The organism is Bradyrhizobium sp. 87 (assembly GCF_023073015.1).
GTDB lineage: Bacteria > Pseudomonadota > Alphaproteobacteria > Rhizobiales > Xanthobacteraceae > Bradyrhizobium > Bradyrhizobium canariense_D.
Genome location: NZ_JADPIQ010000022.1, coordinates 101,254 through 125,062 on the forward strand (window position 1 = coordinate 101,254; position 23,809 = coordinate 125,062).

A 23,809-nucleotide genomic window follows, 5' to 3' on the forward strand; every position below is an offset into this window, starting at 1 on the left:
GCCTGTCATGTGGATGGCAGCTAGCCACCCCCGGCGGTGTGCCTGGGTACGACGGCGATAAGGAGTTTGGTAATAATGTTACGCATGGCAGGTGCCCGGCTTCCCAAAGGTTGCGCGAAACATAGCGGCCAGCGCCCCGATGTCAAGGCAATGCGGCCGTTCCCGCGCGATTTTGGCAGTGTAGCGGTGTTCCCGGGGTTGGGCGAGAGGTAAATTCGGGAGCCGAGGCACAAAAGCGTGTCAGCCTTGGTCCCGCGCCGCGTTCACGATCGCCGCCAGCCAGCCCCGAATCTCCCCCGGCTTCACCCACTCGAATTCGGGCAATTGGTGCCGGAACCAGGTGAACTGCCGCTTGGCGTAGTGGCGGGTGTCGGCGCGGCCGATGGTCGCCGCCTGCTCCAGGCTGAGCTCACCGCGCAGATGCCGGATTAGCGCCGGCACGCCATGAGCCTTCATCGCCGGCAGCAGCGGATCGAGGTTTCGGGCGGCGAGACGCACCGCCTCCTCTAGCGCGCCGGCACCCAACATGGCGTCGAAGCGGGCGTCGATGCGCGCATAGAGCTCGTCGCGCTCGGGCGCGAGGAACACCGCCCGAAAACTGTCCTTGGGCAAGAGCGGCGGCTGGCCCTCATGATGCCAGTCCAGCAGCGAACGGCCGGTGGCTTCGACCACTTCGAGCGCGCGCGCAATGCGCGTGCGATCGCGACGGTTCAAGCGCTCGGCCGCCCGCGGATCGGAGGCTGCGAGTTCGTCGTGCAGCGCTTCGACGCCGTTCCGCTCCAGCCGCGCCCGGACGTCCTCGCGCACCTCGAGAGGGATCGGTGGCACCACGGAAAGGCCCGCCGTGAGCGCCTTGAAATAGAGCCCGGTGCCGCCGATGAAGATCGGCAGGCGCCCTTCGGCTTTCGCCGCTTCGAGCGCCTTGGCCGCGTCGCCCACCCAGGCACCGGCTGAAAAATTCACGGCCGCATCGACATGGCCGTACAGGCGATGAGGCACCTGCGCCTCGTCGCCAAGGGTGGGGCGCGCGGTGATGATGCGGAGGTCACGGTAGACCTGCATGGAATCGGCATTGATCACGACCCCGCCCGCAGCGAGCGCAAGCTCGAGCGCCAGCGCCGACTTGCCGCTGGCGGTCGGGCCTGCGATAAGCACCGCCTTGCCAACATGCCTTCTGCCGACTTGCCCCTCGCTCACGAAAACCTCAAATGTCCCTCGTTGCCACGCTGATCTGCAACCCGAATAATCCCGCGCTCGACTCGACCATCGTCGACGGCGCCCGCGCCGTGCTGCCTCAGGCAGCTCCCGCGCACTGGCTGTTCGACGGGGTTGCAGTCGACATCCCGTTCGGCGCCGACAGTAACCTCGAAGGCGACCGTCACGCCATCGAGCAGCGGCTCCGCGAGCTTCGCGGCGACCTGCCCATCGACATCGTGGTGCAGCCAGTCGGCTTCCGGCGCAAGAAGCTTTTTCTCGCCGACATGGATTCCACCATGATCGGTCAGGAATGCATCGACGAGCTCGCCGATTTCGTCGGGGTGAAGGCCCATGTGGCCGCCATCACCGAGCGCGCGATGCGCGGCGAGATCGAGTTCGAGCCGGCGCTGCGCGAGCGCGTCGCGCTGCTCAAGGACCTTCCCGCCAGTGCCGTCGACGAGGTGCTGGCCAAGCGCATTACGCTGACGCCGGGTGGCCGCGAACTGGTCGCGACCATGCGCGCCCATGGCGCCTATGCCTGCCTCGTCTCCGGCGGCTTCACGCTTTTCACCAGCGCGGTCGCCACCAGGATCGGTTTCCAGGAGAACCGCGCCAACGAGCTCGTCGTCCGCGACGGCAAGTTCACTGGCGAGGTGAAGGAGCCGATTTTGGGGCGCGCGGCAAAGCTCGCGACGCTGGTGGATCTGATGGAATCGTTCGATCTCGACGACATCGACTCGCTGGCGGTCGGCGACGGCGCCAATGATCTCGCGATGATCCAGGCGGCGGGGCTGGGCGTGGCGTATCACGCCAAGCCCGCGGTGGCCGCCGCTGCGGCGGCGCGGATCGATCATGGCGATCTCACCGCGCTGCTGTACGCGCAGGGGTATCGGCGCGAGGAGTTCGTGGAGGCGTAGCCTCCTCCTCTCCGCCGTCATGCCCGGGCTTGTCCCGGGCATCCACGTTACGCTCGTCCGCATGGCAAGGCGTGGACGGCCGGGTCAAGCCCGGCCATGACGAGAGGTGAAAGCGAGCGCTCTTACTGCACGCTCAGCGCGACAAAACGCAGCTCGCCGTCGGCGTTCGACACCAGCAGCAGCACCGATTTCTTGCCGTCCTTCTTGAGCTGGTCGACCCGTTTCTGGATGTCGGCGCCGCTGGAGACGGCCTCCTGCGCCACCTCGACAATGACGTCGCCGGCCGAGAGGCGCTTCTCGGCGGCATCCGAATTGGCGTCGACATTGGTGACGACCACGCCCTTGACGCTGTCCTTGATCTTGTAGCGCGCACGCAGGTCCTTGCTCAGCGCGGCGAGATCGAGGCCGAGCGCCTTCTGTGTCACGGTCTTTTCAGGCGGAGGCTCGTCGGTCTTCACCGCGGCCTGCACCTTGTCGGCATCCTGCAACCGGCCGAGCGTGACCTTCTTGGTTTCCTCCTGGCTCTTGCGGATGATGACGACGTCGACCTCCTTGCCGACCGCCGTGTCGGCGACCACGCGAGACAGATCCTTCGGGTCCTTGACGTCCTTGCCGTCGAACTTGACGACGACGTCGCCGGGCTCGATGCCGGCCGGTTTGGCCGGGCCCTTGTCGTCGACACCGGCAACCAGCGCGCCGCGCGGCGGCTTGATGTTGAGGCTCTCGGCGATCTCGTCGGTGACGCTCTGGATGCGCACGCCAAGCCAGCCGCGGCGCAATTCGCCGAACTGGCGGAGCTGGTCGACGACACCCGCCACCGTCTTCGACGGTACGGCGAAGCCGATGCCGATCGAGCCGCCGGACGGCGAGATGATCAGCGTGTTGACGCCGATGACGTCGCCATCGAGGTTGAACAGCGGACCGCCGGAATTTCCGCGGTTGATGGAGGCGTCGGTCTGAATGTAGCTGTCGTAGGGACCTGAGGAGATGTCACGGTTCTTCGCCGAAACGATACCGGCCGTCACGGTGCCGCCGAGGCTGAAAGGATTGCCGATCGCGACGACCCAGTCGCCGAGGCGCAGCTTGTCGGAATCACCGAACTTCACCGACACCAGCGGCTTCGACGGCTTGAACTTGAGCACGGCAAGGTCGGTCTTCTTGTCGACTCCGACCAGTTCGGCCTTGATCTTGGTCCCGTCGTTGAGAATGACGTTAATCTCATCGGCGTCCGCGATGACATGGTTGTTGGTGACGACGACGCCTGACGTGTCGATGATGAAGCCACTTCCGAGCGAGTTGGTCTTGCGCGGCGCCGGGCTGTTCTCGCCGCCCTTGCTGCCGCCGCCGGGACCCTTGCGGTTCTTGAAGAAGTCGTCGAAGAACTCCTCGAAGGGCGAACCGGGCGGCAGTTGCGGCATGGCATTGCTGCCGCCGCCCCCGCCCTTGGCTTCGACGGTCTGCGAGGTCGAGATGTTGACGACCGCGTCAATCACCTTCTCGGCGACGTCGGCGATGCCATCCGGTCCGCGCGCATAGGCCGGTGTGCCGAGTGCGCTGAAAGCGCCAACGGCGAGCGCGGCCAGCCCTAAGCGCAAACGGGTCGGGGCAATGGTGGCAGCGGTCATTGTGATCTCCAGGAAACAAGGATTCGACGTCAAGACTGCGCTCGAACGGGGGGACGGCGCAAGCGCGGACCTTAACGGGCCTCAAGACCCGGATAATAAGGCGAAAACCGGTCCCTCGCCTTCACTTTGGCGTTGGTGCGACGGCTAAATTGGACGTCGCATAACCCAGATCAGGACCAGGCCGGCCACGGCCGAACCAATGCCGACCGCCCGCAGGACGTTATCCGGCGTGGCCATCGCGCTTTTCATGGCCTTGCGCATCCAGGCCGGACTTGCCGCGAACATCAAGCCTTCCAGCACGAACAGGATGCCCAAACCGATGAGGAAGTCGGCGAACGCAATGGACCTCATCGGATTGGAACCTCCCGTTGTGCTGTTCTTGTCTGGACGAAGGGCGGCCAGACTTGCCGCCCTTGTCTCACTTACGGCTTCGCTGGCGTCGTGGTCGCCGTCTTGCCGGACGGGTTACCAAAGAACCGGAAGAAATCCGAGTCCGGGCGCAGCAGGAAGCGGGTGTCGTTCGCGCGCAGCCCGGTCTCATAGGCCGCCATCGAACGGTAGAAGGCGAAGAAATCCGCGTCCTGGCCGTAGGCTTCGGCGAACAGACGGTTGCGCTCGGCATCGCCGACGCCGCGCGTCTGCTCGGCCAGCGACCTTGCATCCGCCTCGATCACGGTCGCCTCGCGGTCGGCCTTGGAGCGGATCTCCTGGGCCTTCTGGCCGCCCTGCGCGCGGAACTCGGCGGCTTCGCGCTCGCGTTCCGTCTTCATGCGCTGATAGACCGCCTGGCTGTTCTGCTCCGGCAGATCGGCGCGGCGGATCCGGACGTCGACGACCTGGATGCCGTAGCCGTCGGCCTCGTGGTCGAGCTGATCGCGGATGCGCTGCATCAGCTTCTCGCGGTCGTCGCGGACCACGTTGATGAAGGTGACCTCGCCGAGCACGCGGCGCAGCGCAGCGTTCAAGAGCGTGGTGAGCTGGATGTTGGCGGCCTGGATCGAGCCGATGCTCTGATAGAAGCGGAGCGCGTCCTTGATGCGGTAACGCGCGAAGGCGTCGACCACGAGCCGCTTCTGGTCGGACGCGATCGCTTCCTGCGACGGGTTCTCCAGATCGAGGATGCGCTTGTCGATGTTGATCACCGAATTCCACGGCGCCTTGAAGTGCAGGCCGGGAGCGGTAACGACATCGACGGGCTTGCCGAACTGCAGCACGATGGTCTGCTCGGTCTGCGCCACCGTGAACAGGGACATGTAGCCCACGATCACGACGAGCAGGAGGCCGAGCAGCGTGACGATACCTGTGACCGGAGATCTCATCGGTTGCCTCCGGTCGTCTGCTGGCCGGTTGCAGGCGGCCGCTTGGCCGTCAACTCGCTGAGCGGCAGATAAGGCACGACGCCCTGGCCCGACTGGCCGCCGTCATAAATGAGCTTTTCCGAACCGCCGAGCACGCGCTCCATCGTCTCCAGATAAATCCGTTCACGCGTCACGTCGGGCGCCTTCTTGTATTCCTCGTAAACCTTCAGGAAGCGCGAGCTCTGGCCCTTGGCCTCGGCGACGGTCTGCTCCCTGTAGCCTTCGGCGGCCTGCATGATCTGCGCCGCACGCCCGCGTGCCTGCGGCACGACCTGGTTGGCATACGTCTGCGCCTCGTTCTGCAGCTGCTCGAGATTGGCGCGCGCCGCCTGGACGTCGCGGAAGGCGTCGATCACCTGCGCCGGCGGGTCGACCTTCTGCATCTGCACCTGGCTGATCTGAATGCCGGCGCCGTAGCTGTCCAGGGTCTTCTGGATTAGTTCCTGCACGCCTTGTTCGGTAACGTTGCGCGCGCCGGTCAGGATCGGCTGGATCTGCGAGCGGCCGATCACCTCGCGCATCGCGCTCTCGGCGACCGCCTTCACGGTGCCTTCGGGATTCTGGATGTTGAAGAGGAAATCGCCGACGCCGTTGGGCTTGATGCGCCAGAGCACGGTGAAGTCGACGTCGACGATGTTCTCGTCGCCGGTCAGCATCAGGCTCTCTTCCGGCACGTCACGAATGGAGCGGCCGCGCCGCGCCGGGTCGTCGATCAGCGTCATGCCGATGGAGATGGTGGAAACGCGCAAGGCCTTTGGCAGCAGCACGGTCTCGATTGGATAGGGCAGATGGTAGTTCAGGCCGGGCTCCACGGTGCGGACATGCTTGCCGAAGCGCAGCACGACGCCGAGCTCTTCGGACTGCACCCGGAAGAAGCCCGACAGCAGCCAGAACGCGACGATGAGCAGCACGATCAGCGTGATGCCGATGCCGGAGAAATAGCCACCCGGCATGATCTGCTGGAGGCGATCCTGGCCGCGCCGCAGAAGATCTTCCAGATCCGGCGGCCTTGGCCCGACCGGTTGCGGGCCGTTGCCCCATGGTCCCTTCGGACCCGAGCCCCATGGGCCACCGCCCTGATTCTTCCACGGCATTCGACGCTCTCCTCGGCAGGGTGAAATTGCCCCCGCCCGCTTTGTCCGGTCCGGCTTTATAGGGGACAGGCAGGTCCCTTACAACGCAGCCCTCGCCGCCCTCCGAGCTAAGCTTGGGGGCAGAAAAGTCAATGTTAACATTGGCAAATGCGGTTAATGGCCTGCCCGCCGACGATATGTCACATAGGAGTAGTCGGCGCTGTCGTGGGGTCCGGCAGGATGACGGATGCGTTCAACCTCATCCCACTCTGCCCTGTCGATGTCGAAATGCGTGTCGCCTTCGGGCCGGGCATGCACTTCGGTGATCTCGAGGCGATCGGCGCGATCGAGCCATTGCCGAAAGATTTCGGCGCCGCCAATCACGGCGATCTCGGCGACCGAACGCCGCAGGGCATCGCCGCGCGCGATGGCGTCTGCGGCGGCAGTCGATGTCGTCACGATGGCGCCGGCGGCGCGATAATCCGCATCGCGCGTGACGACGATGTTGGTGCGGCCGGGAAGCGGCCGGGGCAGGGATTCGAAGGTCCTGCGGCCCATGATCACGGGCTTGCCGATCGTGAGCGCCTTGAAGCGCGCCATGTCGGATTTCATTCGCCACGGCATTGCGTTGCCGGCCCCGATGACGCCGTTCTCCGCGATCGCGACGACGAAGACGATCTCCATCAGGTCGCGCTCCCGGCAAGCCGCGTCAGCGCCGGACCGGTGACGCGGCACAGCGTCCAGTCCTCCAGCATGATGGCACCGAGCGATTTGTAGAACGCGATCGACGGCGCGTTCCAGTCAAGCACCGCCCATTGCAGCCGGGACCAGCCGTTCTCGACGCATTCCCTGGCGAGGTGCACGAGCAGAGCCTTGCCGAGGCCCCTGCCCCGATGCGATGGCCGCACATACAAATCTTCGAGATAGATGCCGTGGCGGCCGCTGAACGTCGAAAAATTCGCAAACCACACCGCGAAGCCGACCGGCTCGCCGTTCCACTCGGCGAGAGCGCAATGGAGTTGCGGTCGTTCGCCGAACAGTGCGTCGGCGATGTCAGCCTCGGTCGCCTCGACCTCGTGCGAAAGTTTTTCGTACTCGGCGAGCTCGCGGATGAAAGCGAGAACCAGCCCGGCCTCACCGGGACGCACACGGCGGATGTTGAGCTGCATCGACTTCAGACCGCGACCGCGGCCTTGATGTGCGGATGCGGATCGTAGCCGACGAGCTCGAAGTCCTCGTAACGGAAGGAGAAGATGTCCTTCACGTCGGGGTTGATCCGCATCACCGGCAGCGCGCGCGGTGCGCGCGTGAGCTGGAGCTTCGCCTGCTCCAGATGGTTGGAATAGAGATGGGTGTCACCGAACGAATGCACGAAGTCGCCGGGCTTCAAGCCCGTGACCTGCGCCACCATCATGGTGAGCAGTGCGTAGGAGGCGATGTTGAAGGGGACGCCGAGGAACACGTCGGCCGAACGCTGATAGAGCTGGCACGACAGCTTGCCGTTGGCGACATAGAACTGGAACAGGCAGTGGCACGGCGGCAACGCCATCTTGTCGACCTCGGCCGGATTCCAGGCCGAGACGATCAGGCGGCGCGAGTCCGGGTTGCGCTTGATCATGTCGATCACATTCGCGATCTGATCGATGCTGCGTCCGTCCGGCGCGGGCCAGGAGCGCCACTGGTGGCCGTAGACGGGGCCAAGATCGCCGTTGGCGTCGGCCCACTCGTCCCAGATGGTGACGCCGTTGTCGCGCAGATATTTGATGTTGGTATCGCCTTTCAGGAACCACAACAGTTCGTGCACGATCGCCTTCAGCGGCAGGCGCTTTGTCGTCAGCATCGGAAAACCGGCGGACAGGTTGAAGCGCATCTGATGGCCGAACACCGACAGCGTGCCGGTGCCGGTCCGGTCGGTCTTTTCGGCGCCGTCTGAAAGAATCCGCTCGAGCAGGTCCTGATACTGGTGCATGTGCGTGAGCCTTTGGGGAGGCGGCGAACTTAGCGGCCGCCCCCGCGCTGCGACAGCGGCGATTCGCCATCCATGCGCATTATACCCGGAAAAGTGAGCGCTCCCGGTGCAAACGACAAGGGGCGGAACTCAGCGTCCCGCCCCTTGTCTATCAGATTGATCCTGCTGGCCAACTTGCCGGCTTGGGTTCGGGTCACGGCGCGCCGACGCTGGCGGCGCCCCTAGTTTTCGGATTCGGTGAACACCTCGTCGCGCTTGGCACGCAACGCCGGCAGCACCGTGAGCACCAGGAGGAAAGCGGCGATGCCGAGCAGCACGGCCGACAGCGGACGCGTCAGGAACACGCTCCAGTCGCCGCGCGAGATCAGCAGCGCGCGGCGCAGGTTCTCTTCCATCAGCGGTCCGAGCACCATGCCGAGCAGCAGCGGCGCCGGCTCGAAATCGTGCTTGATCAGCCAGTAGCCGACCAGACCGAACACGCCTGCCAGGATGACGTCGACCGGCGCGTTGTTCACCGAGTAGATGCCGATCGCGCAGAAGATCACGATCGAGGGGAACATCAGCCGGTAAGGGACGCGCAACAGCCGCACCCAGATTCCGACCAGCGGCAGGTTGATGATGATCAGCATCAGATTGCCAATCCACATCGAGGCGATCATGCCCCAAACCAGCTCCGGCTGCTTCTGCATCACCTGCGGACCGGGCACGATGCCGTGGATGGTCATCGCGCCCACCATCAGCGCCATCACGGCATTGGGCGGGATGCCGAGTGTCAGCAGCGGGATGAAGGAGGTCTGCGCCGCGGCATTGTTGGCGCTTTCCGGCGCCGCCACGCCTTCGATCGCACCGCGGCCGAACCGCGACGGGTTCTTGGCGATCTTCTTCTCGAGCGTGTAGGACGCAAAGGACGCGATGACCGCGCCGCCGCCCGGCAGAATACCGAGGATCGATCCGAGCACGGTGCCGCGCAGGATCGCAGGCGCCGAGTCGATCAGGTCTTTCCTGGTCGGCATCAGGCCGGTGATCTTCTGCTGCACGAGGTCGCGGTTCATCTCGGCGCCGGCGTCGAGGTTGCGGATGATCTCGGCGAAGCCGAACACGCCCATCGCCACCGTCGCAAAGCCGAGACCGTCGGCAAGCTCCGGAATGTTGAACGCCATGCGCGAGGCGCCGGTCTCGATGTCGGAGCCGACCATCGACAGCATCAGGCCGAACACGATCATCGCGATCGCTTTCAGGACCGAGCCCTTGGCCAGCACCACCGCAAAGATCAGGCCGAGCACCATCAGCGAGAAATATTCCGCCGGGCCGAACGCCAGAGCGAGCTTGGTCAGCGGCGCACCGAGCACGGCGATGAGCACGGTCGCAACGCATCCGGCGAAGAACGAGCCGATCGCCGCGATCGCCAGCGCCGGGCCGGCACGGCCTTGCTTCGCCATCTGGTGACCGTCGATGGCGGTAACGACCGACGTCGCCTCACCGGGAATATTGACCAGGATCGAGGTGGTGGAGCCGCCGTACTGGGCACCATAATAGATGCCGGCGAGCATGATCAGCGCGCCGACCGGCGGCAATCCGAACGTGATCGGCAGGAGCATCGCCACGGTTGCGACGGTGCCGATACCGGGCAGCACGCCGACCAGTGTGCCAACCAATGCGCCAATCAGGCACATGAGAATATTGATCGAGATCGGGAGCGACAGACCGTAGAGCCACCAGGGTGACCACCAGGAGATCTGAAACACCACACCGAAACCAAGGCCCAGATTGTGGAAGAGATCGAACATCACACCCTCACTGAACCAGGAAGCGCGGGAACATCGGCATCGGCAGGCCTAGCACGTAGGGGAAGAGCAGCGCGCAGCCGAGCGTCAGGCAGGCGCCGACAATGAGCGCTTCGACCCAGCGTGTCTCATGCGTACCCATCGCCGCGATCATGAAGCTTGCGAACGCCGTTACCACCACCCCAAGCGGACGAATCGCCAGCGCGAAGAAGACGATCGAGAACATCACGAAGAGCGGCCCACGCCAGGCATAGTGCGCCATGCTGGGCCCGTCGGTCAGCAGCCCCGTCAACGCGATGCCGGCGCCAAGTGCGACGAGGAGCCCGCCAAACATCCGCGGCGCCGTGCCGGCGCCAAAGGAGAAGCCCCGCATCCCCTGCAAATCGCTAGAGGCCCACAGTGCGAACAAGGCGAGCGCCATCAGCACGATTCCGCCGACATAGTCCTGCGCGGACCTGATCGTCATGAAGAACGTGAGAATCGCCACCGCAAAGATCGGATAGGAATAGATCAGCGCCAGCAGCACATCGGATGACGCCTTCTTGGTGTCACCGCCGACCGCCCCGAGCAACGCGCCGGGCGCCCCCGCGAGCAGCGCAGTCGCGTGGCTGATGACGACGGCGGCCGGCCCGCGTCCAGCGCCCCAGCCAAAGATCGTCCCGAACGACCAGATGAATTCGAAAATCTGCGGCGCTATGGCCAGCAGACAAAAGCTGATCACCACCGAGGTGTTTCGGTTGGCTGTCGCCGAGTGGCCCATCGTATCGGCCATGCATGTCTCCTCCGCGACCCGTAAGCCACGAGCACTGTTGTTCTAATCGGCTGGAAATCGATGCCCCCGCCCGGATCCCTGCCTAGCCATTTTCATTACACAATGCCAGCAAAACCCAACAAGCCCCCGACGAGCAAAATCCATAGTGGATTGATGCGCGAGACGGATGCGACCACTGCAACCGTCGCGGTCAGAAGCAGCGCAGCAAGCGTACGATCGGTCGACTCGGCGAGGATCAGGGCGCTCGCCGCCATCAGGCCGATCGAGAGCGGAACCAGTGCAGCCTGGATCAGCCCGGGCCAGCGCGATTGGTTCGGCCGGTTGAGGAGCCGGCTGACATAATAGGCAAGCAACGCGGTGGGCAGGCACATGGCCAAAGTCGCCGCCAGGGCGCCGGGGATGCCGGCGACAGCATAGCCGATCAACGTGACGATAAGCACATTCGGACCTGGTGAGAGCTGCGCGATCGCATAGGCATCGGCGAACTGCTTGTCGGTCATCCAGTGATGCACATCGACCGCGATGCGGTGCATCTCGGGCACCGCCGCCGCGGCACCGCCGACCGCGAACAGCGACATCAGACCGAAGGTCGAGATCAGCCCCCGGATCGGGTTCTCCGCGTTCATGCTGCTACCTTCCGCCGCATCAGGAAAGTGGCGCCGACGCTGACGGGGATCGCGACCAAAAGCACGGCCTGGAGCGGCAGGCGAAGGACGCCGATGGCGAGGAACACGCCCAGCATCAGGATGAGCGCCAAGGCGTCCAGCCGCTTGAGCAGCGGCGTCATCATCCGGAAGACCACCGCGATCAAGAGGCCGACGGCCGCACAGGAAATGCCCGCGAGGATGCGGCGCAGCACGTCCACATCGCCGAACCGGGCGTAGATGATCGCGAGCACCGTCATGATCAGCGTGGGCGGCAGCAACAGCCCTGCAAAGGCGGCAATGCCGCCGGCGATCCCGCGCAGCCGCGCGCCGAACACCATCGAGAGATTGACGATGTTGGGCCCGGGCAGGAAATGGCAGAGCGCAAAAGTCTCGTTGAACTCGTCCGCCGTCATCCAGCGGTGCTGCTCGACGATGGCCTGCCGGGCGAATACCAAAACCCCTCCGAAGCCCGCCAGCGACATCCTGGCGAAGGCGAGGAACAGCGCGAGCAAGCCCGGCGGAACGGCGCTGGTGGCTGGACCGTCCGGCTCTTGAACTGGTTGTTGCGCGACCGGTGCGGAATCCTCGGACATGTCAGGAGCTTAGAACGCCGGCCGGCAGGCGGCCAAGCCTGCCGGGAACCTATCCAGAGGGAACCTCGGAATGATCCCTCGAAACACCTGTTATTTGAAACGTTTGCCCCCTATATTGGGAGTGCCGGTTCGCCGGCTATGGAAATAAACGGTCGTCGCAATAAACCATTCGGACCCGGGGGCGGTACCCGGCGCCTCCACCAAAGCCCACCAGCGGGCTGGCCCTGAAAGCGGGCTTTGGCGGGGGCGAAATAGGATCGACGAGGGCGTAAAGGGCGTTCTTTTTCCCGGTATTGTTCCGCCGTTATCGGGCTATGCAATAGTTGCCAACGACAACTTTGCTCCGGTTGCTCAGGCTGCGTAACGCAGTTTGAAAGACCATTCTGAAGTCCTAACGGGTTAAGCTCCGTTAGGCGGGGTTCGGAGGCACCTGGCAACAGAAGCCTCCACTTACCTCTTATTTCCTACCCCGCGGGGACTCCTGCTGACCCGTCAGGCGCGGTACTATTGCGACTTGGCGAGTCGGGCCGGCAGGGCCCAGCTCCTGGAATGCAACAGGACCACCATGGCGACCGATCATATCCGATACGATGTGCTGGCCCGCGACGCGCTGCGCGGCGTGTTGCGCAAGGTGCTGACCGACGCCGCGTCCCAGGGACTACCCGGCGAGCATCATTTCTTCATCACCTTCGTGTCGAAGGCGGAGGGCGTGAAGCTGTCGTCGCGGCTGCTGGCCCAATATCCAGAAGAGATGACGATCATCCTGCAGCACCAGTTCTGGGATTTGACCGTGCTCGAGGACCGCTTCGAGGTCGGCCTGTCTTTCGGCGGCATTCCGGAGCGGCTGATCGTGCCGTTCAGCGCCATCAAGAGCTTCCTTGATCCGTCCGTGAAATTCGGCCTCCAGTTCGACACCTCCGATGTCGCCGACGTCTCGGCCGAGACCTTGCCGGCCGCTCCCGCCCCGTCCGCGGTCGCGGTGGCCCCTGCCACTGACCCTGCGGAAGGCACTGAGGAGCCGGCGGCTCCGAACCAGGGCGGCGCCGAAGTCGTGCGATTGGATCGTTTCCGCAAGAAATGATCTAGATCGGGTCGGCGCCCGTCGCAGGCGGCCAAACTCCCTATATAGAGGCACATGATGAGGCCGCGCGGCATTTCGCGCGGCGGAATGGATGTGCTCATGGCCAAAACTTCCCTCTCGAAGACTTCCCCCTCGAAGACCGACGGCTCCTCGCGCCCGGCGACCCGCACCGAGACCGACAGCTTCGGCCCGATCGAGGTCCTCGCCGATCGTTATTGGGGCGCGCAGACCGAACGCTCGCGCCAGAATTTTCGCATCGGCATCGATCGCATGCCGATCTCGCTCGTGCATGCGCTCGGCATCGTCAAGCTCGCCGCAGCGCAGTCCAACCAGGAGCTCGGTTTGCTCGACCAGCGCCGCGCCAACGCCATCATCCGCGCTGCGCGCGAGGTGATCGAGGGCAAGCTGGACGATCATTTTCCGCTGGTGGTGTGGCAGACCGGCTCGGGCACCCAGAGCAACATGAATCTCAACGAGGTCATCGCCAACCGCGCCAATGAGATCCTGGGCGGCGAGCTTGGCGCCAAGAAGCCGGTGCATCCCAACGATCACGTCAACATGAGCCAGTCGTCGAACGACTCGTTCCCGACCGCGATGCATATCGCGGCGGCAAGCCGCATTACCGCCGATCTGGTCCCTGCCCTTGGCGAATTGCTGCGTGCACTGCGCAAGAAGGAGAAGGAGTTCGCAAAGATCGTCAAGATCGGCCGCACCCACACCCAGGACGCGACGCCGTTGACGCTCGGCCAGGAATTTTCCGGCTATGCCGCACAGGTCGAAAGCGGCATCGCCCGGCTCAAGGTCGCGGTGAAGGAGCTCTATCCGCTGGCGCAGGGCGGCACCGCCGTCGGCACCGGCCTCAATTCGAAGCCGCGCTTTGCAAAACTGTTCGCAAAGCACGTTGCCGGGATTACCAAGCTGCCGTTCACCAGCGCGGCCAACAAATTTGAGGCGCTGGCTTCGAACGACGCCTATGTATCGGCGCACGGCGCCATCAATTCGGTCGCGACAGGCCTGTTCAAGATCGCCAACGACATCCGCCTGCTCGGATCGGGTCCGCGTTCGGGCCTCGGCGAACTCATGCTGCCGGAGAACGAGCCGGGCTCCTCGATCATGCCGGGCAAGGTCAATCCGACGCAGTGCGAGGCGATGACGATGGTGTGCTGCCAGGTGTTCGGCAATCACACCGCGATCACGGTCGCCGGCAGCCAGGGCCATTTCGAGCTCAACGTCTATAAGCCCGTACTGGCCTACAACATGCTGCACTCGATCCGGCTGATGGCGGACGCCGCGCGCTCCTTCACCGAGCATTGCGTCAGCGGCATCCGCGCCGACGAGAAGCGCATCAAGGAACTGATGCAGCGCTCGCTGATGCTGGTGACGGCGCTCGCCCCCAAGATCGGCTACGACAACGCGGCCAAGGTGGCCAAGACGGCGCATGCCAACGGCACCACCCTGAAGGAAGAGGCGCTGCGGCTTGGCTTCGTCTCAAGCGAGGAATTCGACCGCCTGGTGCGCCCCGAGAAGATGACCAGCCCGGGATAAATTCCGAATTCCGATAGCCATCCGTAATGATACGGAGCCCCTAGCTCCATTAAATGTAGGGCTTAAAGGACGGGATTTGATTACCGTCAATGTCGCGGCGGGATTGCGTGTTACGTAGCCCCTCCGCCCCCACGGGGCGGAATTCATCGTTTGATGGCCCAAGGGTCGATTGACGAGGACAAGCGAATGGCGATCAAGTCTCATCGGGCGCAATTCGGCGCACAGTTTCTGAATGTTTCATCCTGCCCACGGAGGATCGGATGATGGAGACGCGACATGGCGAACGTCATCAACCTGAATCGTTTCCGGAAGCGCGCCGAGCGGGAAGCCACGGCGAAGCAGGCGGACGCCAACCGAACGAAGTTCGGCCGCACGAAGGCGGAGCGGTCGGCGGAGGAGACGCGCGCGGATCAGGCGAAGACGCACCTGGACCAGCACCGGATCGATTGCGAGGAGCAGCCATGAAGTCGCCCGTCGTGAAACGGTCGATCGTCGTCGCCGGCCACAAGACCAGTGTCAGCCTGGAAGAGGCGTTCTGGAACGGCATGAAGGAGATCTCGGGCCTGCGCAACATGACGCTGTCCGAGCTGGTCGGCGAGATCGACAGCAACCGCCAGCAGGGCAATCTGTCCTCGGCGATCCGCCTGTTCGTGCTCGACTACTTCAAGAGCCGCGCCATGGCCGCCATCCAGGCGGAAAAGGTCCCGGCCCAGTAGCCGTCTTTGCGCCGATCCTTGATGCCGATCCTGGCGCCGATCGCTTCTGTCACGAAGCTGGTACTTTAAAATCACTCTAAGGTGCAGTTTCAGCGACCGAGCGCGCTTGACCTCGATGCCCTGCGTTGAAAATACAGGGCATGACCGACATCCATGATACGCGTCCGCAGATGCCGCTGGGCCTGGCCCAGCGCGGCTATACCGGCGTCATCCAGCACCTTTCCCCCAAGGACGCAGGCTCGGCACTCTCGGACATCGAACTCGAGAGTCGGCTGATCGAGCTCGGCTTCGTCGAGGGCGCGCGGGTCGAGATCCTGCACGAGGGGTTGGTCGGCCGCGACCCGATCGCCGTGCGGGTCGACAGCATCACCATCGCGGTCCGCCGTCGCGAAGCCATGGCCATTATCGTCGCCTGAAGCGACCGGACCCCAATTCCATGGAAGCACCCCTGCTGCATCTCGCCCTGGTCGGCACGCCAAACAGCGGCAAGACCTCGCTGTTCAATGCGCTGACCGGCAGCCGGCAGAAGGTCGCGAACTATCCCGGCGTCACCGTCGAGCGCAAGGAAGGCTTCTTCGTCACGCCCTTGGGACGCCAGGTCTCCGTGGTCGACCTGCCGGGCACCTATTCGCTGCGCGGACGGAGCCCGGACGAGGAGATCACCCGGGACTTCGTGCTCGGCAAGGCCACCGGCGAGATCGTGCCCGACCTCGTGCTGTGCGTGGCGGACTCGACCAATCTGCGCCTGACCATCCGCCTGCTGCTGGAGCTCAAGCGCACCGGCCGGCCGATGATCCTCGTGCTCAACATGTTCGACATCGCGACCCGCCGCGGCATCACTGTCGACGTCGAGCGGCTCGCCAAGGAGCTCGGCGTGCCCGTGGTCACCTCGATCGCGGTGCGCAAGGGCGGCACGGCCGACCTGCTGTCGCTGACCGACGAGATTTCGGCAAAGCTCGCCGCCGAGCCGGGAGAGAACAATTGGCGGGCGCTCAGCGTGGCCGACTTGCGCGCCACCCAGCGCGAAGCCGACCGCATCATCGCCGACTGCGTCAGCCTGCCCAGCCGGCCCGACACCTGGACGGCGCGGATCGACGCGGTCGTGCTGCATCCCGTCGGGGGGCTGATCGTGCTCGCGGCGATCCTGTTCGTGATGTTCCAGGCGGTGTTCGCCTGGGCGCAGCCGCTGATGGAGTTGCTCAATTCCGGCTTCGACTCCCTCGGCGAGTTCGTGCACGCGACCTTACCCGCCGGCCTGCTGCAGAGCTTCCTTCAGAACGGCGTGATCTCAGGCGTCGGCAGCGTCATCGTGTTCCTTCCGCAGATTATCATCATCTTCCTGTTTATCCTGCTGCTGGAAGATTTCGGCTACATGGCGCGCGCCGCGTTCCTGATGGACCGCATCATGGGCGGCGCCGGCCTGCACGGCCGCGCCTTCATTCCGCTGCTGTCGAGCTTCGCCTGCGCCATCCCCGGCATCATGGCGACGCGCGTGATCGACAACAAGCGCGACCGGCTGACCACGATCCTGATCGCGCCGCTGATGACCTGCTCGGCGCGCATTCCCGTCTACACGCTGATCATCTCCGCCTTCATTCCGGCCAAAGACGTCTGGGGCTTCATCAACCTCCAGGGCCTCGTGATGTTCGGCCTCTACGCTGCCGGCATCATCAGCGCGCTGCTGGTCTCGTTTCTCATCAAATTCTTCATGCTGCGCGACTATGCGCCGGCGCCGTTCATGCTGGAGCTGCCGGACTACAAGATGCCGCGGCTGAAATCGATCGCGATCGGCGTCTACACGCGGGCCAAGATGTTCCTGCACCGCGCCGGCACCACGATCTTCTCGATGATGGTGCTGATCTGGTTCCTGGCCTCGTTCCCGCAGCCGCCCGCAGGCGCCACCGAACCGGCGATCGATTTCAGCCTCGCTGCGATCATCGGCAAGGCACTCGAGCCGCTGCTGGCGCCGGTCGGCTTCAATTGGCAGATCGCGGTCGCGCTGATCCCCGGCATGGCGGCGCGCGAGGTCGCGGTCGCGGCGCTCGGCACCGTCTATGCGATCGAAGGCGGCAAGGAAGCGGCCGAGCAGATCGGCCAGGTGCTGGCGACGAAATGGTCGCTCGCGACCGCGCTGTCGATGCTTGCCTGGTACATCTTTGCCCCGCAATGCGCATCGACGCTGGCCGTGATCCGGCGCGAGACCGGAAGCTGGACCTGGATGGCCGTCACCTTCTTCTACATGCTGGTGCTGGCCTATGCCGCGAGCCTTCTGACCTACAATGTCGCGGTCGCGTTCGGGGCGGGGTAGGCCCCAAACAAAAAACTGCGAAAACAACCCCATGCACAGTAGACGGGTGTTGTGAAATCAATGACTTACACTTGTGCGAAAATCGTCCGGCCGCAGGGCTGCGCCAGTTGCTCCGTCGGGCAAAACAGGAGCATGATGCCATCATCGCCACGACCGACCATATCTGGCGTCAAGCCGGTTTATGCGCCAGCACCGTTCCAATCCGCTCCTTCTTGAGCGCGAACTGCGCGGCCAATGCGAGGCCGAATGCCAGGCAGAACGTCGTCCCAGCCGCAATGAAGCGCAGCTTATTGGTTTCCCAGATTGCCCCCTCCTGTGCCATCAGCGACAGCAGTTGGGGCAGAAGCAAGAACACATTGGTTGCCGCAAAGCCGAAGCAATTGCACAGCCGCCACGCGACCGTTCGCATCGAATTGTCGATGTCCGGCAGATCGGAGCAGCTCTGCCTGTCGAGATAGTACGAAATATAGACTGTCACGAGCGCCGGCCCGAGGCCCCACCGCAACATCGCAAAGTAAAGGCTGGCAAGGGACATTTCCCGCAAATTGCCCTCGCCAAAGTTATGCACGGCCAACGTCAGACCAGCGGGCCCTACGGCGAGCGCGACCAGGAAGCTCCAGCAATAAGTGGTGAGGTGGGACTGATCTGAATCGCTTCCCAGAGATGACATCGCAAATCGAAGCAAGAGAACGACGACGATTGCCAATCCATAATTGCAAAGCGAATACATGACCCATGCAATCGAGCGATTGGGGTCCTGCGCCCAGACGACGCCTCTGCCTTGCAGCACGTCATAAATCACGGCCGAAATGGTCACGCCCAGATAAACGGAGCAGATCAAGGCAATGATATAGACGATCCAGTACCGTAGCGGATTGTCGTGAATGGGCGCATCGATTTCGATGCCGAATTTGCTGGCCTCATTGCGCAGGTCGATGCGGGAGCCGTTGCGATAGATCAGGTAACACGCGACAAGCCGGGCAAATCGGTTGTAGAGGTCCTTGATCAGTTGCGTGGCCTGGGGCGCAGCAAGGCCCGTCAACGTCCCAGCCTTCCACTGGCTCATCGTCGGCGCCCCCTGCTGGAAGTCTGCCATCAGCTTGTCGAAACCAAAGCTGTCCTCGGTGAAGAAGGTGGCGTCATCTCCGGTGTCGCGTCCCTGCGTCAGCCACCATTTCATGTAACAGATTTCCGCCCACATCCGATCCGGGGTGTTCGGATCCTTGCGGAAGTCCTGATCGACGACATCTGGAGAATTCGCGATGACTTTCGAGAGCACCTCCTGCGGCACACGCAGCGAAAAGCGGATTTGCGCCATGATCTGCTTCGCGAGCTGAGGCACGCTGATCCAGCTCTGGATCACATCGCGCACCATCAGCAGGACGTTCCATTGAGCCTCCTTCGTCAGGAGGAACAGATACACGATCCCCATTGCGGCGACGACGGTCAGGTACGGAGCAGACTGACTTTTCGCAGCCTCTATGAAGGCTACTGGAAATGCAGGAACCAGCGGCGCCAGGGCAATGACGTCGCGGTTCTCATGGATGAGAAGAAGGAAGAAGCCGCATGAGAATACGACAAAGATGAACCCGCCCAATCGATACTGCTGCCGGGTCGTCATGTATCGCGGGAAAGTCGGGACTTCGGCAATGTTGACCGCGCGGCCAAAAGCCTGCCAGGCCAACCGGCCTGCCACCACCAGGCCCAACAACGTGATGGACCAGCGCACCAGCGAAGGAACCAGGTCGGACGCGGCGTCACGGACCTGATCTGCGGAGGCTTGTGTCGATAGTAAAATGGAAATGACAATTCCCAACACGATGCTAGCCATAGCCTGAACTCCCTCTTGAGCGAGATAGTTCGAACGGGCCGCTCTACGCGGAATTAGGCGTACCGTAAATCCGGAGCGACCACGTGTGTGTGAACCAATTCACATCCTCTGGACGTTTTCGTGCAGCTCTCTCTCTGAAGAGGCACAATGCCTTGCCCGCAAGAAAATCGCCGGACCGCATCCGGAAAGAGCCTCGCACAATCAGCGCTATCAGCTGTTCGCCGGTTGCACCGTCGCGCAAAACAGGCGCATGATGGTATTGTCGGAGAATTGGCGCGACGCTTCGTGACGGCAAGCTAGGCCGGCGTAGCACGCCTTCTCAGCCGCGGGCCGGGCTCGCCGGAAACGTCGCGGTGAACACCGTTTCATCTCGCATCGACGACGCGACGATCAACCCGCCATGGGCGCGCGCGATCTCTTGGGCAATGTACAGTCCGAGCCCAAGCCCTTTCTGGTTCGGCAGAACGTCGCCGCGATCGAACGCAGTGAAAAGGCGCGGGATCGCATCAGCCGGAATTGGCGCGCCTTTGTTGGCAACGCTGAGATCAAAGCCAGCGCCGGTCGTCTGCGCCAGCACCCTGATCGGCTTGTCGGCGGCGCCATAGGAAATCGCGTTGCCGAGAAGATTGGACAGCATCTGACCTATGCGGTCGGCGTCGATTCTCACAGGTCCCGGAACGTTGACGACCGTTTCGATGACGCGATCCGGGTGCACGTTCTCGAACTCCGCGACGATTTGCCTGATGACAGGCTCGAGTGGCTGTTCTTTCAACTTGAGCTGCATCCCGGCGCCGAGCCGCGCGCGGGCGAAGTCCATGACATTGTCGATCAGGCCCGCCATCCGGCCCACGCTTCCCTGCAGGAGGTTGATCCAGTTCTTCCCCTCGTCATCGACCTTCTTGTTCAGAAGCCGCAGGCCGCCCTGGATCGAGGCAAGAGGGTTTCGGAGGTCGTGACCGAGCACGGCGATGAACTGCTCGCGCAGTTCCGCATTGCGTTGTTCCAGCGCGAGCCTGTTCTCGATCAGTTCGACGCGCTCGGCCGCGTCGAGATGAGACGCGATCAGCTCGGCAAAAAGCTTGAACATGCCGATGACTTCGGGAGTCCGAAGCTTGCGCGGCTTCGGATCGATCGCACAAAGAGTTCCGAAGAATGAACCGTCGGGCAGAATGATCGGCACGGAGATGTAGCTTTGGAAGCCATATTGTGCAGGCGTGTGATGCTTGCAGTAGCCGGCGTCTTTGCTGACATTCTCGATGACGACCGCCTCGCGGCTCTTCCGGATCTCATGGCAGATCGTGGTCTCGACCTTGAGCTCGTCACCGGGTTTCAGCCCGAACGCAAGTTCGTCACGCGAGGCACATGTGATCCACCTGTCCTCGGTGACGCGGGCAACGGCCGTAAACCCCATGCCGGTGGTCCGGCTGACCACGTCGAGGATGGTCGAGACCGCAGCGATCCCGCTGATCTTGGCTATGTCGCGCTCGAAATCCATTGCCACTCCGCTTGGGAACATTCGCCCCGGGCCGGCCGCCCAACTGAAAGCGCGTCCTTGCAACGGTGAAAAGCACTGCCAGCCAAGTCATTCCGCGTCAATGTTACTCGACGCCCCACCTCGGAAGCGGCTATCTGTTCCCAATGGAACATTTCAGAACGGCGAGGCTCAGCGCCGAAAGGCTTCGTGAAAATCATCTCGCCGACCTCGTCGCGTTGCATCTCGATGCCGAGGTTTCGCGCTATCTCGGCGGCGTCCGTTCGGCGGAGAAGACGAAGACCTATCTCGACGCCAATATGGCGCATTGGGATCAGCATGGCTTCGGTCTGTGGGTGCTGCGAACGAAAGACGGGGCATTCGCCGGGCGAGCGGGCATCAGGCATATCCTCGTGGACGATGTCGACGAGATCGAGATTGCCTACGCGTTCAAGCGCGAATTCTGGGGCCGTGGCCTTGCAAGCGAGACCGCGACCGCACTCACCGATATTGGACTGTTACACCATGAGCTGCCGTCCCTCATTGGCCTGGTCTATGTCGGCAATGGCGCATCGCGCCGAGTTCTGGAGAAGTCCAACTATCTCCTCGAGCGAACCACGTTCCGTCACGGCGAGAACGGCGTCCTCTACCGGATCCGGCGGTGAGAGACGGCCTGACGATCACCCGGTGCGCAGCCGGACAACCGATTGCGGCAGGGAGGCCAGAAACAACACCGCGCAAACGCACAGCAGGACGATGTCCTTGAACAGAAATTCGCCGGTCAGATTCCACGCCATCGGATCGGATGAAAGGCTCCATTTGACCACACCGGGCGTCGTGAAGAAGAACGACCAGGTGATCGCAAAGGTCACCATGCCCATGAATGAACCGAGGGCGGACGAAACCGGGCTGAAGCTGCCTGCCGCGAGCAGCGCCGCAATCACGAATTCAGCGACACCGAGGACATAGGCCTCTCCCCTCAGGCCGAACACCGACAGCCAGGAGATGAACGGGCTGTTGCTGATGAACTGCGCGATGCCCTGCGCAGATTGCGGCGTGAATTTCTGCATGCCAAACGATACGAAGATGATCACCATGACCCAGCGCAGAATGGCAAGAGGACGATAGGAACCGCCCCCGACCTCAGCGACGTTGAACTCTTTCATCCGACCATGTCTCCCCGGTTTCACATCCATCAGCTCTGCGAGACTACGCTCGCTGAAGGCTGTACGAAGGGGAGCTTCGGTCGTTACCCGCGTCGGCCGGTTCCGGAGATCACAGCTGCGTGCGATGCGCGTGTTCGCGGGATGGCCGCCCGGTCTGGGGCTGTCGGCGCGTTAATGTGCCGTTGAAGGAGCGACGGCGGTGCCCTGCGCTCGCAATGACGGTGTGGAAACAGCCGCTATCGCGCGGATGGAGCGGACGCCCGCGGAGTCTACCTGAAATACCCGAGCACGAGATCGACATCCGCGCTGCCGGCCGCCGTGCCGTTCAGCTCGGCGTCGATGACGCGGCGGCAAGCCTCGATCGCGGCATGGTCGCCGAGGTCGTTGGCGGCTTCCAGCACGAGCCATGCCGCATCGACCGAGGCCTGGTCCGCTGCTCCGCCGCCGATCTCGCCGGCTGCGGCGTTGTTGAGGTTCTTCTTGCGAACTGCGGTGCCGAATTGAGGCAACATTGAAAATACTCCCTGCCAATTCCCGGATGATGCTCGGTGTACCTGTTCGGTGTACCGCTCAGTGCACCTGCAGCTCGGGCTGACGACCCGTGACGGGATCGGTGCCGGTCTTGCGCGATTGGTAGAACTTCAAGACGCTGCGCGAGGTCTCGATCTTGAGCTTGCCGAAATCGCGCTCGTTGTCGTGGAGCTCGCGCGCCGTGATCAGATGATCCTTGGCGCCGAGGAACAGCAGCGACATGGTGGTGTCCCAGGAGAAGTCGAGCGCCTTGCACAGCACCAGGATCATCTCGCGATTGCGGTCCATCATCGCACGCTCGATCACGTCGACCGGCAGCGACGACAACAGCGACAGGCCGATCTGCACCTCGTCGGACCGGTGCTGGCGAGCATAGTTCGAGATCGAGTCCTGGTTGAGGTTGCCCTGCCGGTACTGCGTCGTCACCACGCGCTTGGCAACGAAATAGCTGCGCGAGGACGGGCCGAACTTGGACTGCAGATCGCCGGTGACGTCGCTTACCGAGCTCTGGATCTGCGCCATCATTTCCGGGCGCTCGTGCTCGAGCCGGCGACGGACGTCCTCCGACGCCTTCGAGATCAGTTGCTGGAAGATGTGACGCGGCACGTCCTTGCGCAGGCCAAGCTGCTCGGCGAGAATCGAGTCACCCTCGGCGCGGCGGACCATGTGGAGCAGACCCGAACCTGAAAAGCGCGCGCCCTCGTTTTTGGCGACCGACGTCACGACCTCCTGGTCGCCGCGCTTGACCAGCACGTCGGTGACGGCCTCGCCGATCGACTTGCGCTGGGCGATCGCGAGCAGATGCGACTGGCTCTTGGTCATGGCGCTCTCGACCAGCAGCTTCTCGTCGATACGATTGGAATCGCGCAGCACGGGACCGGCGACCTCGATTTCGTCGGCGATCGCGAGTTGCGCAATGACATTGAGCGGAGCGTGATCGCAGGCTGCCATCACCTCGGAGAGCTGCACCCGTGCGGCGACCTCGATCTCGTCGGCGAGCCGGCCGATGACTTCGCCGAACGTGCTGATCTCGTCGTCGCTGTAGCGACCGGTGATCAGAATGTCGGTCGCATGCCACAACGCCTTGGTCCGGCTTTCGTCGGTGCCGCGTGCGATTGCGTCGTCCAGATCCTGCAGAAGTGTTGTCGCGCCGTTCATCCCGATGACCCCAGTTCTTGGCTGGCCATCCTGCTTGTGCCGGCAGGACGCCGAGTTCCTCTGGGAA

At 63.4% G+C, this 23,809-nt stretch carries 25 protein-coding genes and 1 other RNA gene; 9 read left to right on the forward strand and 17 right to left on the reverse strand.

What is annotated here, in order from left to right; all coding sequences use genetic code 11:
• Positions 1 to 240: 240 nt before the first annotated feature.
• Positions 241 to 1,197, reverse strand: coding sequence for a tRNA (adenosine(37)-N6)-dimethylallyltransferase MiaA (gene miaA / locus IVB50_RS04980; protein ID WP_018454340.1), 957 nt, complete (start codon positions 1,195 to 1,197; stop codon positions 241 to 243).
• 11 nt (positions 1,198 to 1,208) lie between these two features.
• Between miaA and serB the strand changes: the two genes are divergently transcribed.
• The gene (gene serB / locus IVB50_RS04985; RefSeq protein WP_018454339.1) at positions 1,209 to 2,114 is read left to right on the forward strand and encodes a phosphoserine phosphatase SerB; all 906 of its coding nucleotides are present in this window, start codon (positions 1,209 to 1,211) and stop codon (positions 2,112 to 2,114) included.
• A gap of 122 nt (positions 2,115 to 2,236) precedes the next feature.
• Here the strand turns inward: serB and IVB50_RS04990 are convergent, their stop codons facing one another.
• From IVB50_RS04990 to IVB50_RS05040, 11 genes are all read right to left on the reverse strand, one after another.
• Positions 2,237 to 3,739 (reverse strand): Do family serine endopeptidase, encoded by a 1,503-nt coding sequence (locus tag IVB50_RS04990; RefSeq protein WP_018454338.1) that lies wholly within the window; start codon positions 3,737 to 3,739, stop codon positions 2,237 to 2,239.
• A gap of 144 nt (positions 3,740 to 3,883) precedes the next feature.
• Positions 3,884 to 4,090: a DUF2065 domain-containing protein gene (locus IVB50_RS04995; RefSeq protein ID WP_018454337.1), complete on the reverse strand. Its 207-nt coding sequence runs from the start codon at positions 4,088 to 4,090 to the stop codon at positions 3,884 to 3,886.
• Between the two features lie 71 nt (positions 4,091 to 4,161).
• Positions 4,162 to 5,058: a protease modulator HflC gene (locus tag IVB50_RS05000; protein WP_018454336.1), complete on the reverse strand. Its 897-nt coding sequence runs from the start codon at positions 5,056 to 5,058 to the stop codon at positions 4,162 to 4,164.
• Positions 5,055 to 6,191 (reverse strand): FtsH protease activity modulator HflK, encoded by a 1,137-nt coding sequence (hflK, locus tag IVB50_RS05005; protein WP_007600977.1) that lies wholly within the window; start codon positions 6,189 to 6,191, stop codon positions 5,055 to 5,057. Before hflK ends, IVB50_RS05000 begins: the two co-directional genes overlap by 4 nt.
• 153 nt (positions 6,192 to 6,344) lie before the next feature.
• The gene (locus IVB50_RS05010; RefSeq protein WP_018454335.1) at positions 6,345 to 6,854 is read right to left on the reverse strand and encodes a dihydrofolate reductase; all 510 of its coding nucleotides are present in this window, start codon (positions 6,852 to 6,854) and stop codon (positions 6,345 to 6,347) included.
• Positions 6,854 to 7,339 carry a GNAT family N-acetyltransferase gene (locus tag IVB50_RS05015; protein ID WP_018454334.1) on the reverse strand — a complete coding sequence of 162 codons (486 nt, stop codon included), beginning with the start codon at positions 7,337 to 7,339 and terminating at the stop codon, positions 6,854 to 6,856. The genes IVB50_RS05010 and IVB50_RS05015 overlap by 1 nt, the downstream gene beginning before the upstream one ends.
• Positions 7,340 to 7,344: 5 nt before the next feature.
• Positions 7,345 to 8,139: a thymidylate synthase gene (locus tag IVB50_RS05020; RefSeq protein WP_007613362.1), complete on the reverse strand. Its 795-nt coding sequence runs from the start codon at positions 8,137 to 8,139 to the stop codon at positions 7,345 to 7,347.
• Positions 8,140 to 8,360: 221 nt separating this feature from the next.
• On the reverse strand, positions 8,361 to 9,926 hold the full coding sequence (locus tag IVB50_RS05025; RefSeq protein ID WP_018454333.1) for a tripartite tricarboxylate transporter permease: 1,566 nt from the start codon (positions 9,924 to 9,926) through the stop codon (positions 8,361 to 8,363).
• 7 nt (positions 9,927 to 9,933) lie between these two features.
• Positions 9,934 to 10,695 carry a tripartite tricarboxylate transporter TctB family protein gene (locus tag IVB50_RS05030; RefSeq protein WP_018454332.1) on the reverse strand — a complete coding sequence of 254 codons (762 nt, stop codon included), beginning with the start codon at positions 10,693 to 10,695 and terminating at the stop codon, positions 9,934 to 9,936.
• Between the two features lie 95 nt (positions 10,696 to 10,790).
• Positions 10,791 to 11,321, reverse strand: coding sequence for a chromate transporter (locus IVB50_RS05035; protein ID WP_247294815.1), 531 nt, complete (start codon positions 11,319 to 11,321; stop codon positions 10,791 to 10,793).
• The gene (locus IVB50_RS05040) at positions 11,318 to 11,935 is read right to left on the reverse strand and encodes a chromate transporter (protein ID WP_018454330.1); all 618 of its coding nucleotides are present in this window, start codon (positions 11,933 to 11,935) and stop codon (positions 11,318 to 11,320) included. The genes IVB50_RS05035 and IVB50_RS05040 overlap by 4 nt, the downstream gene beginning before the upstream one ends.
• A gap of 84 nt (positions 11,936 to 12,019) precedes the next feature.
• Here IVB50_RS05040 and ssrA point away from each other — a divergent pair.
• The 7 genes from ssrA (at position 12,020) to IVB50_RS05075 (ending at position 17,585) form a co-directional block, all read left to right on the forward strand.
• Positions 12,020 to 12,386: a transfer-messenger RNA gene (gene ssrA, locus IVB50_RS05045) on the forward strand.
• Between the two features lie 114 nt (positions 12,387 to 12,500).
• Positions 12,501 to 13,016 (forward strand): ClpXP protease specificity-enhancing factor SspB, encoded by a 516-nt coding sequence (locus IVB50_RS05050; RefSeq protein WP_018454329.1) that lies wholly within the window; start codon positions 12,501 to 12,503, stop codon positions 13,014 to 13,016.
• 99 nt (positions 13,017 to 13,115) lie between these two features.
• Positions 13,116 to 14,561, forward strand: a complete 1,446-nt coding sequence (fumC, locus tag IVB50_RS05055) for a class II fumarate hydratase (protein ID WP_244561280.1) — start codon at positions 13,116 to 13,118, stop codon at positions 14,559 to 14,561.
• A gap of 276 nt (positions 14,562 to 14,837) precedes the next feature.
• Positions 14,838 to 15,026 carry a DUF4169 family protein gene (locus tag IVB50_RS05060; RefSeq protein WP_018454327.1) on the forward strand — a complete coding sequence of 63 codons (189 nt, stop codon included), beginning with the start codon at positions 14,838 to 14,840 and terminating at the stop codon, positions 15,024 to 15,026.
• Entirely contained in the window at positions 15,023 to 15,277 is a 255-nt protein-coding gene (locus IVB50_RS05065; protein ID WP_018454326.1) for a ribbon-helix-helix domain-containing protein, read from the forward strand. Before IVB50_RS05060 ends, IVB50_RS05065 begins: the two co-directional genes overlap by 4 nt.
• A 140-nt stretch (positions 15,278 to 15,417) precedes the next feature.
• Positions 15,418 to 15,693, forward strand: coding sequence for a FeoA family protein (locus tag IVB50_RS05070; RefSeq protein ID WP_018454325.1), 276 nt, complete (start codon positions 15,418 to 15,420; stop codon positions 15,691 to 15,693).
• 20 nt (positions 15,694 to 15,713) lie between these two features.
• Positions 15,714 to 17,585, forward strand: coding sequence for a ferrous iron transporter B (locus IVB50_RS05075; protein WP_018454324.1), 1,872 nt, complete (start codon positions 15,714 to 15,716; stop codon positions 17,583 to 17,585).
• Between the two features lie 169 nt (positions 17,586 to 17,754).
• Here the strand turns inward: IVB50_RS05075 and IVB50_RS05080 are convergent, their stop codons facing one another.
• Positions 17,755 to 19,416: a hypothetical protein gene (locus tag IVB50_RS05080; protein WP_247294818.1), complete on the reverse strand. Its 1,662-nt coding sequence runs from the start codon at positions 19,414 to 19,416 to the stop codon at positions 17,755 to 17,757.
• A 319-nt stretch (positions 19,417 to 19,735) separates the two neighbouring features.
• The gene (locus tag IVB50_RS05085; RefSeq protein ID WP_247294820.1) at positions 19,736 to 20,911 is read right to left on the reverse strand and encodes a GAF domain-containing sensor histidine kinase; all 1,176 of its coding nucleotides are present in this window, start codon (positions 20,909 to 20,911) and stop codon (positions 19,736 to 19,738) included.
• A gap of 143 nt (positions 20,912 to 21,054) precedes the next feature.
• Here IVB50_RS05085 and IVB50_RS05090 point away from each other — a divergent pair, with 143 nt between their 5' ends.
• Positions 21,055 to 21,552 carry a GNAT family N-acetyltransferase gene (locus tag IVB50_RS05090; protein WP_018454321.1) on the forward strand — a complete coding sequence of 166 codons (498 nt, stop codon included), beginning with the start codon at positions 21,055 to 21,057 and terminating at the stop codon, positions 21,550 to 21,552.
• Positions 21,553 to 21,567: 15 nt separating this feature from the next.
• Here the strand turns inward: IVB50_RS05090 and IVB50_RS05095 are convergent, their stop codons facing one another.
• From IVB50_RS05095 to IVB50_RS05105, 3 genes are all read right to left on the reverse strand, one after another.
• The gene (locus tag IVB50_RS05095; RefSeq protein ID WP_085360657.1) at positions 21,568 to 22,053 is read right to left on the reverse strand and encodes a DUF417 family protein; all 486 of its coding nucleotides are present in this window, start codon (positions 22,051 to 22,053) and stop codon (positions 21,568 to 21,570) included.
• A gap of 269 nt (positions 22,054 to 22,322) precedes the next feature.
• Positions 22,323 to 22,565, reverse strand: coding sequence for a hypothetical protein (locus IVB50_RS05100; RefSeq protein WP_018454319.1), 243 nt, complete (start codon positions 22,563 to 22,565; stop codon positions 22,323 to 22,325).
• 58 nt (positions 22,566 to 22,623) lie between these two features.
• Positions 22,624 to 23,742 carry a DUF2336 domain-containing protein gene (locus tag IVB50_RS05105; RefSeq protein ID WP_018454318.1) on the reverse strand — a complete coding sequence of 373 codons (1,119 nt, stop codon included), beginning with the start codon at positions 23,740 to 23,742 and terminating at the stop codon, positions 22,624 to 22,626.
• Positions 23,743 to 23,809 lie beyond the last annotated feature (67 nt).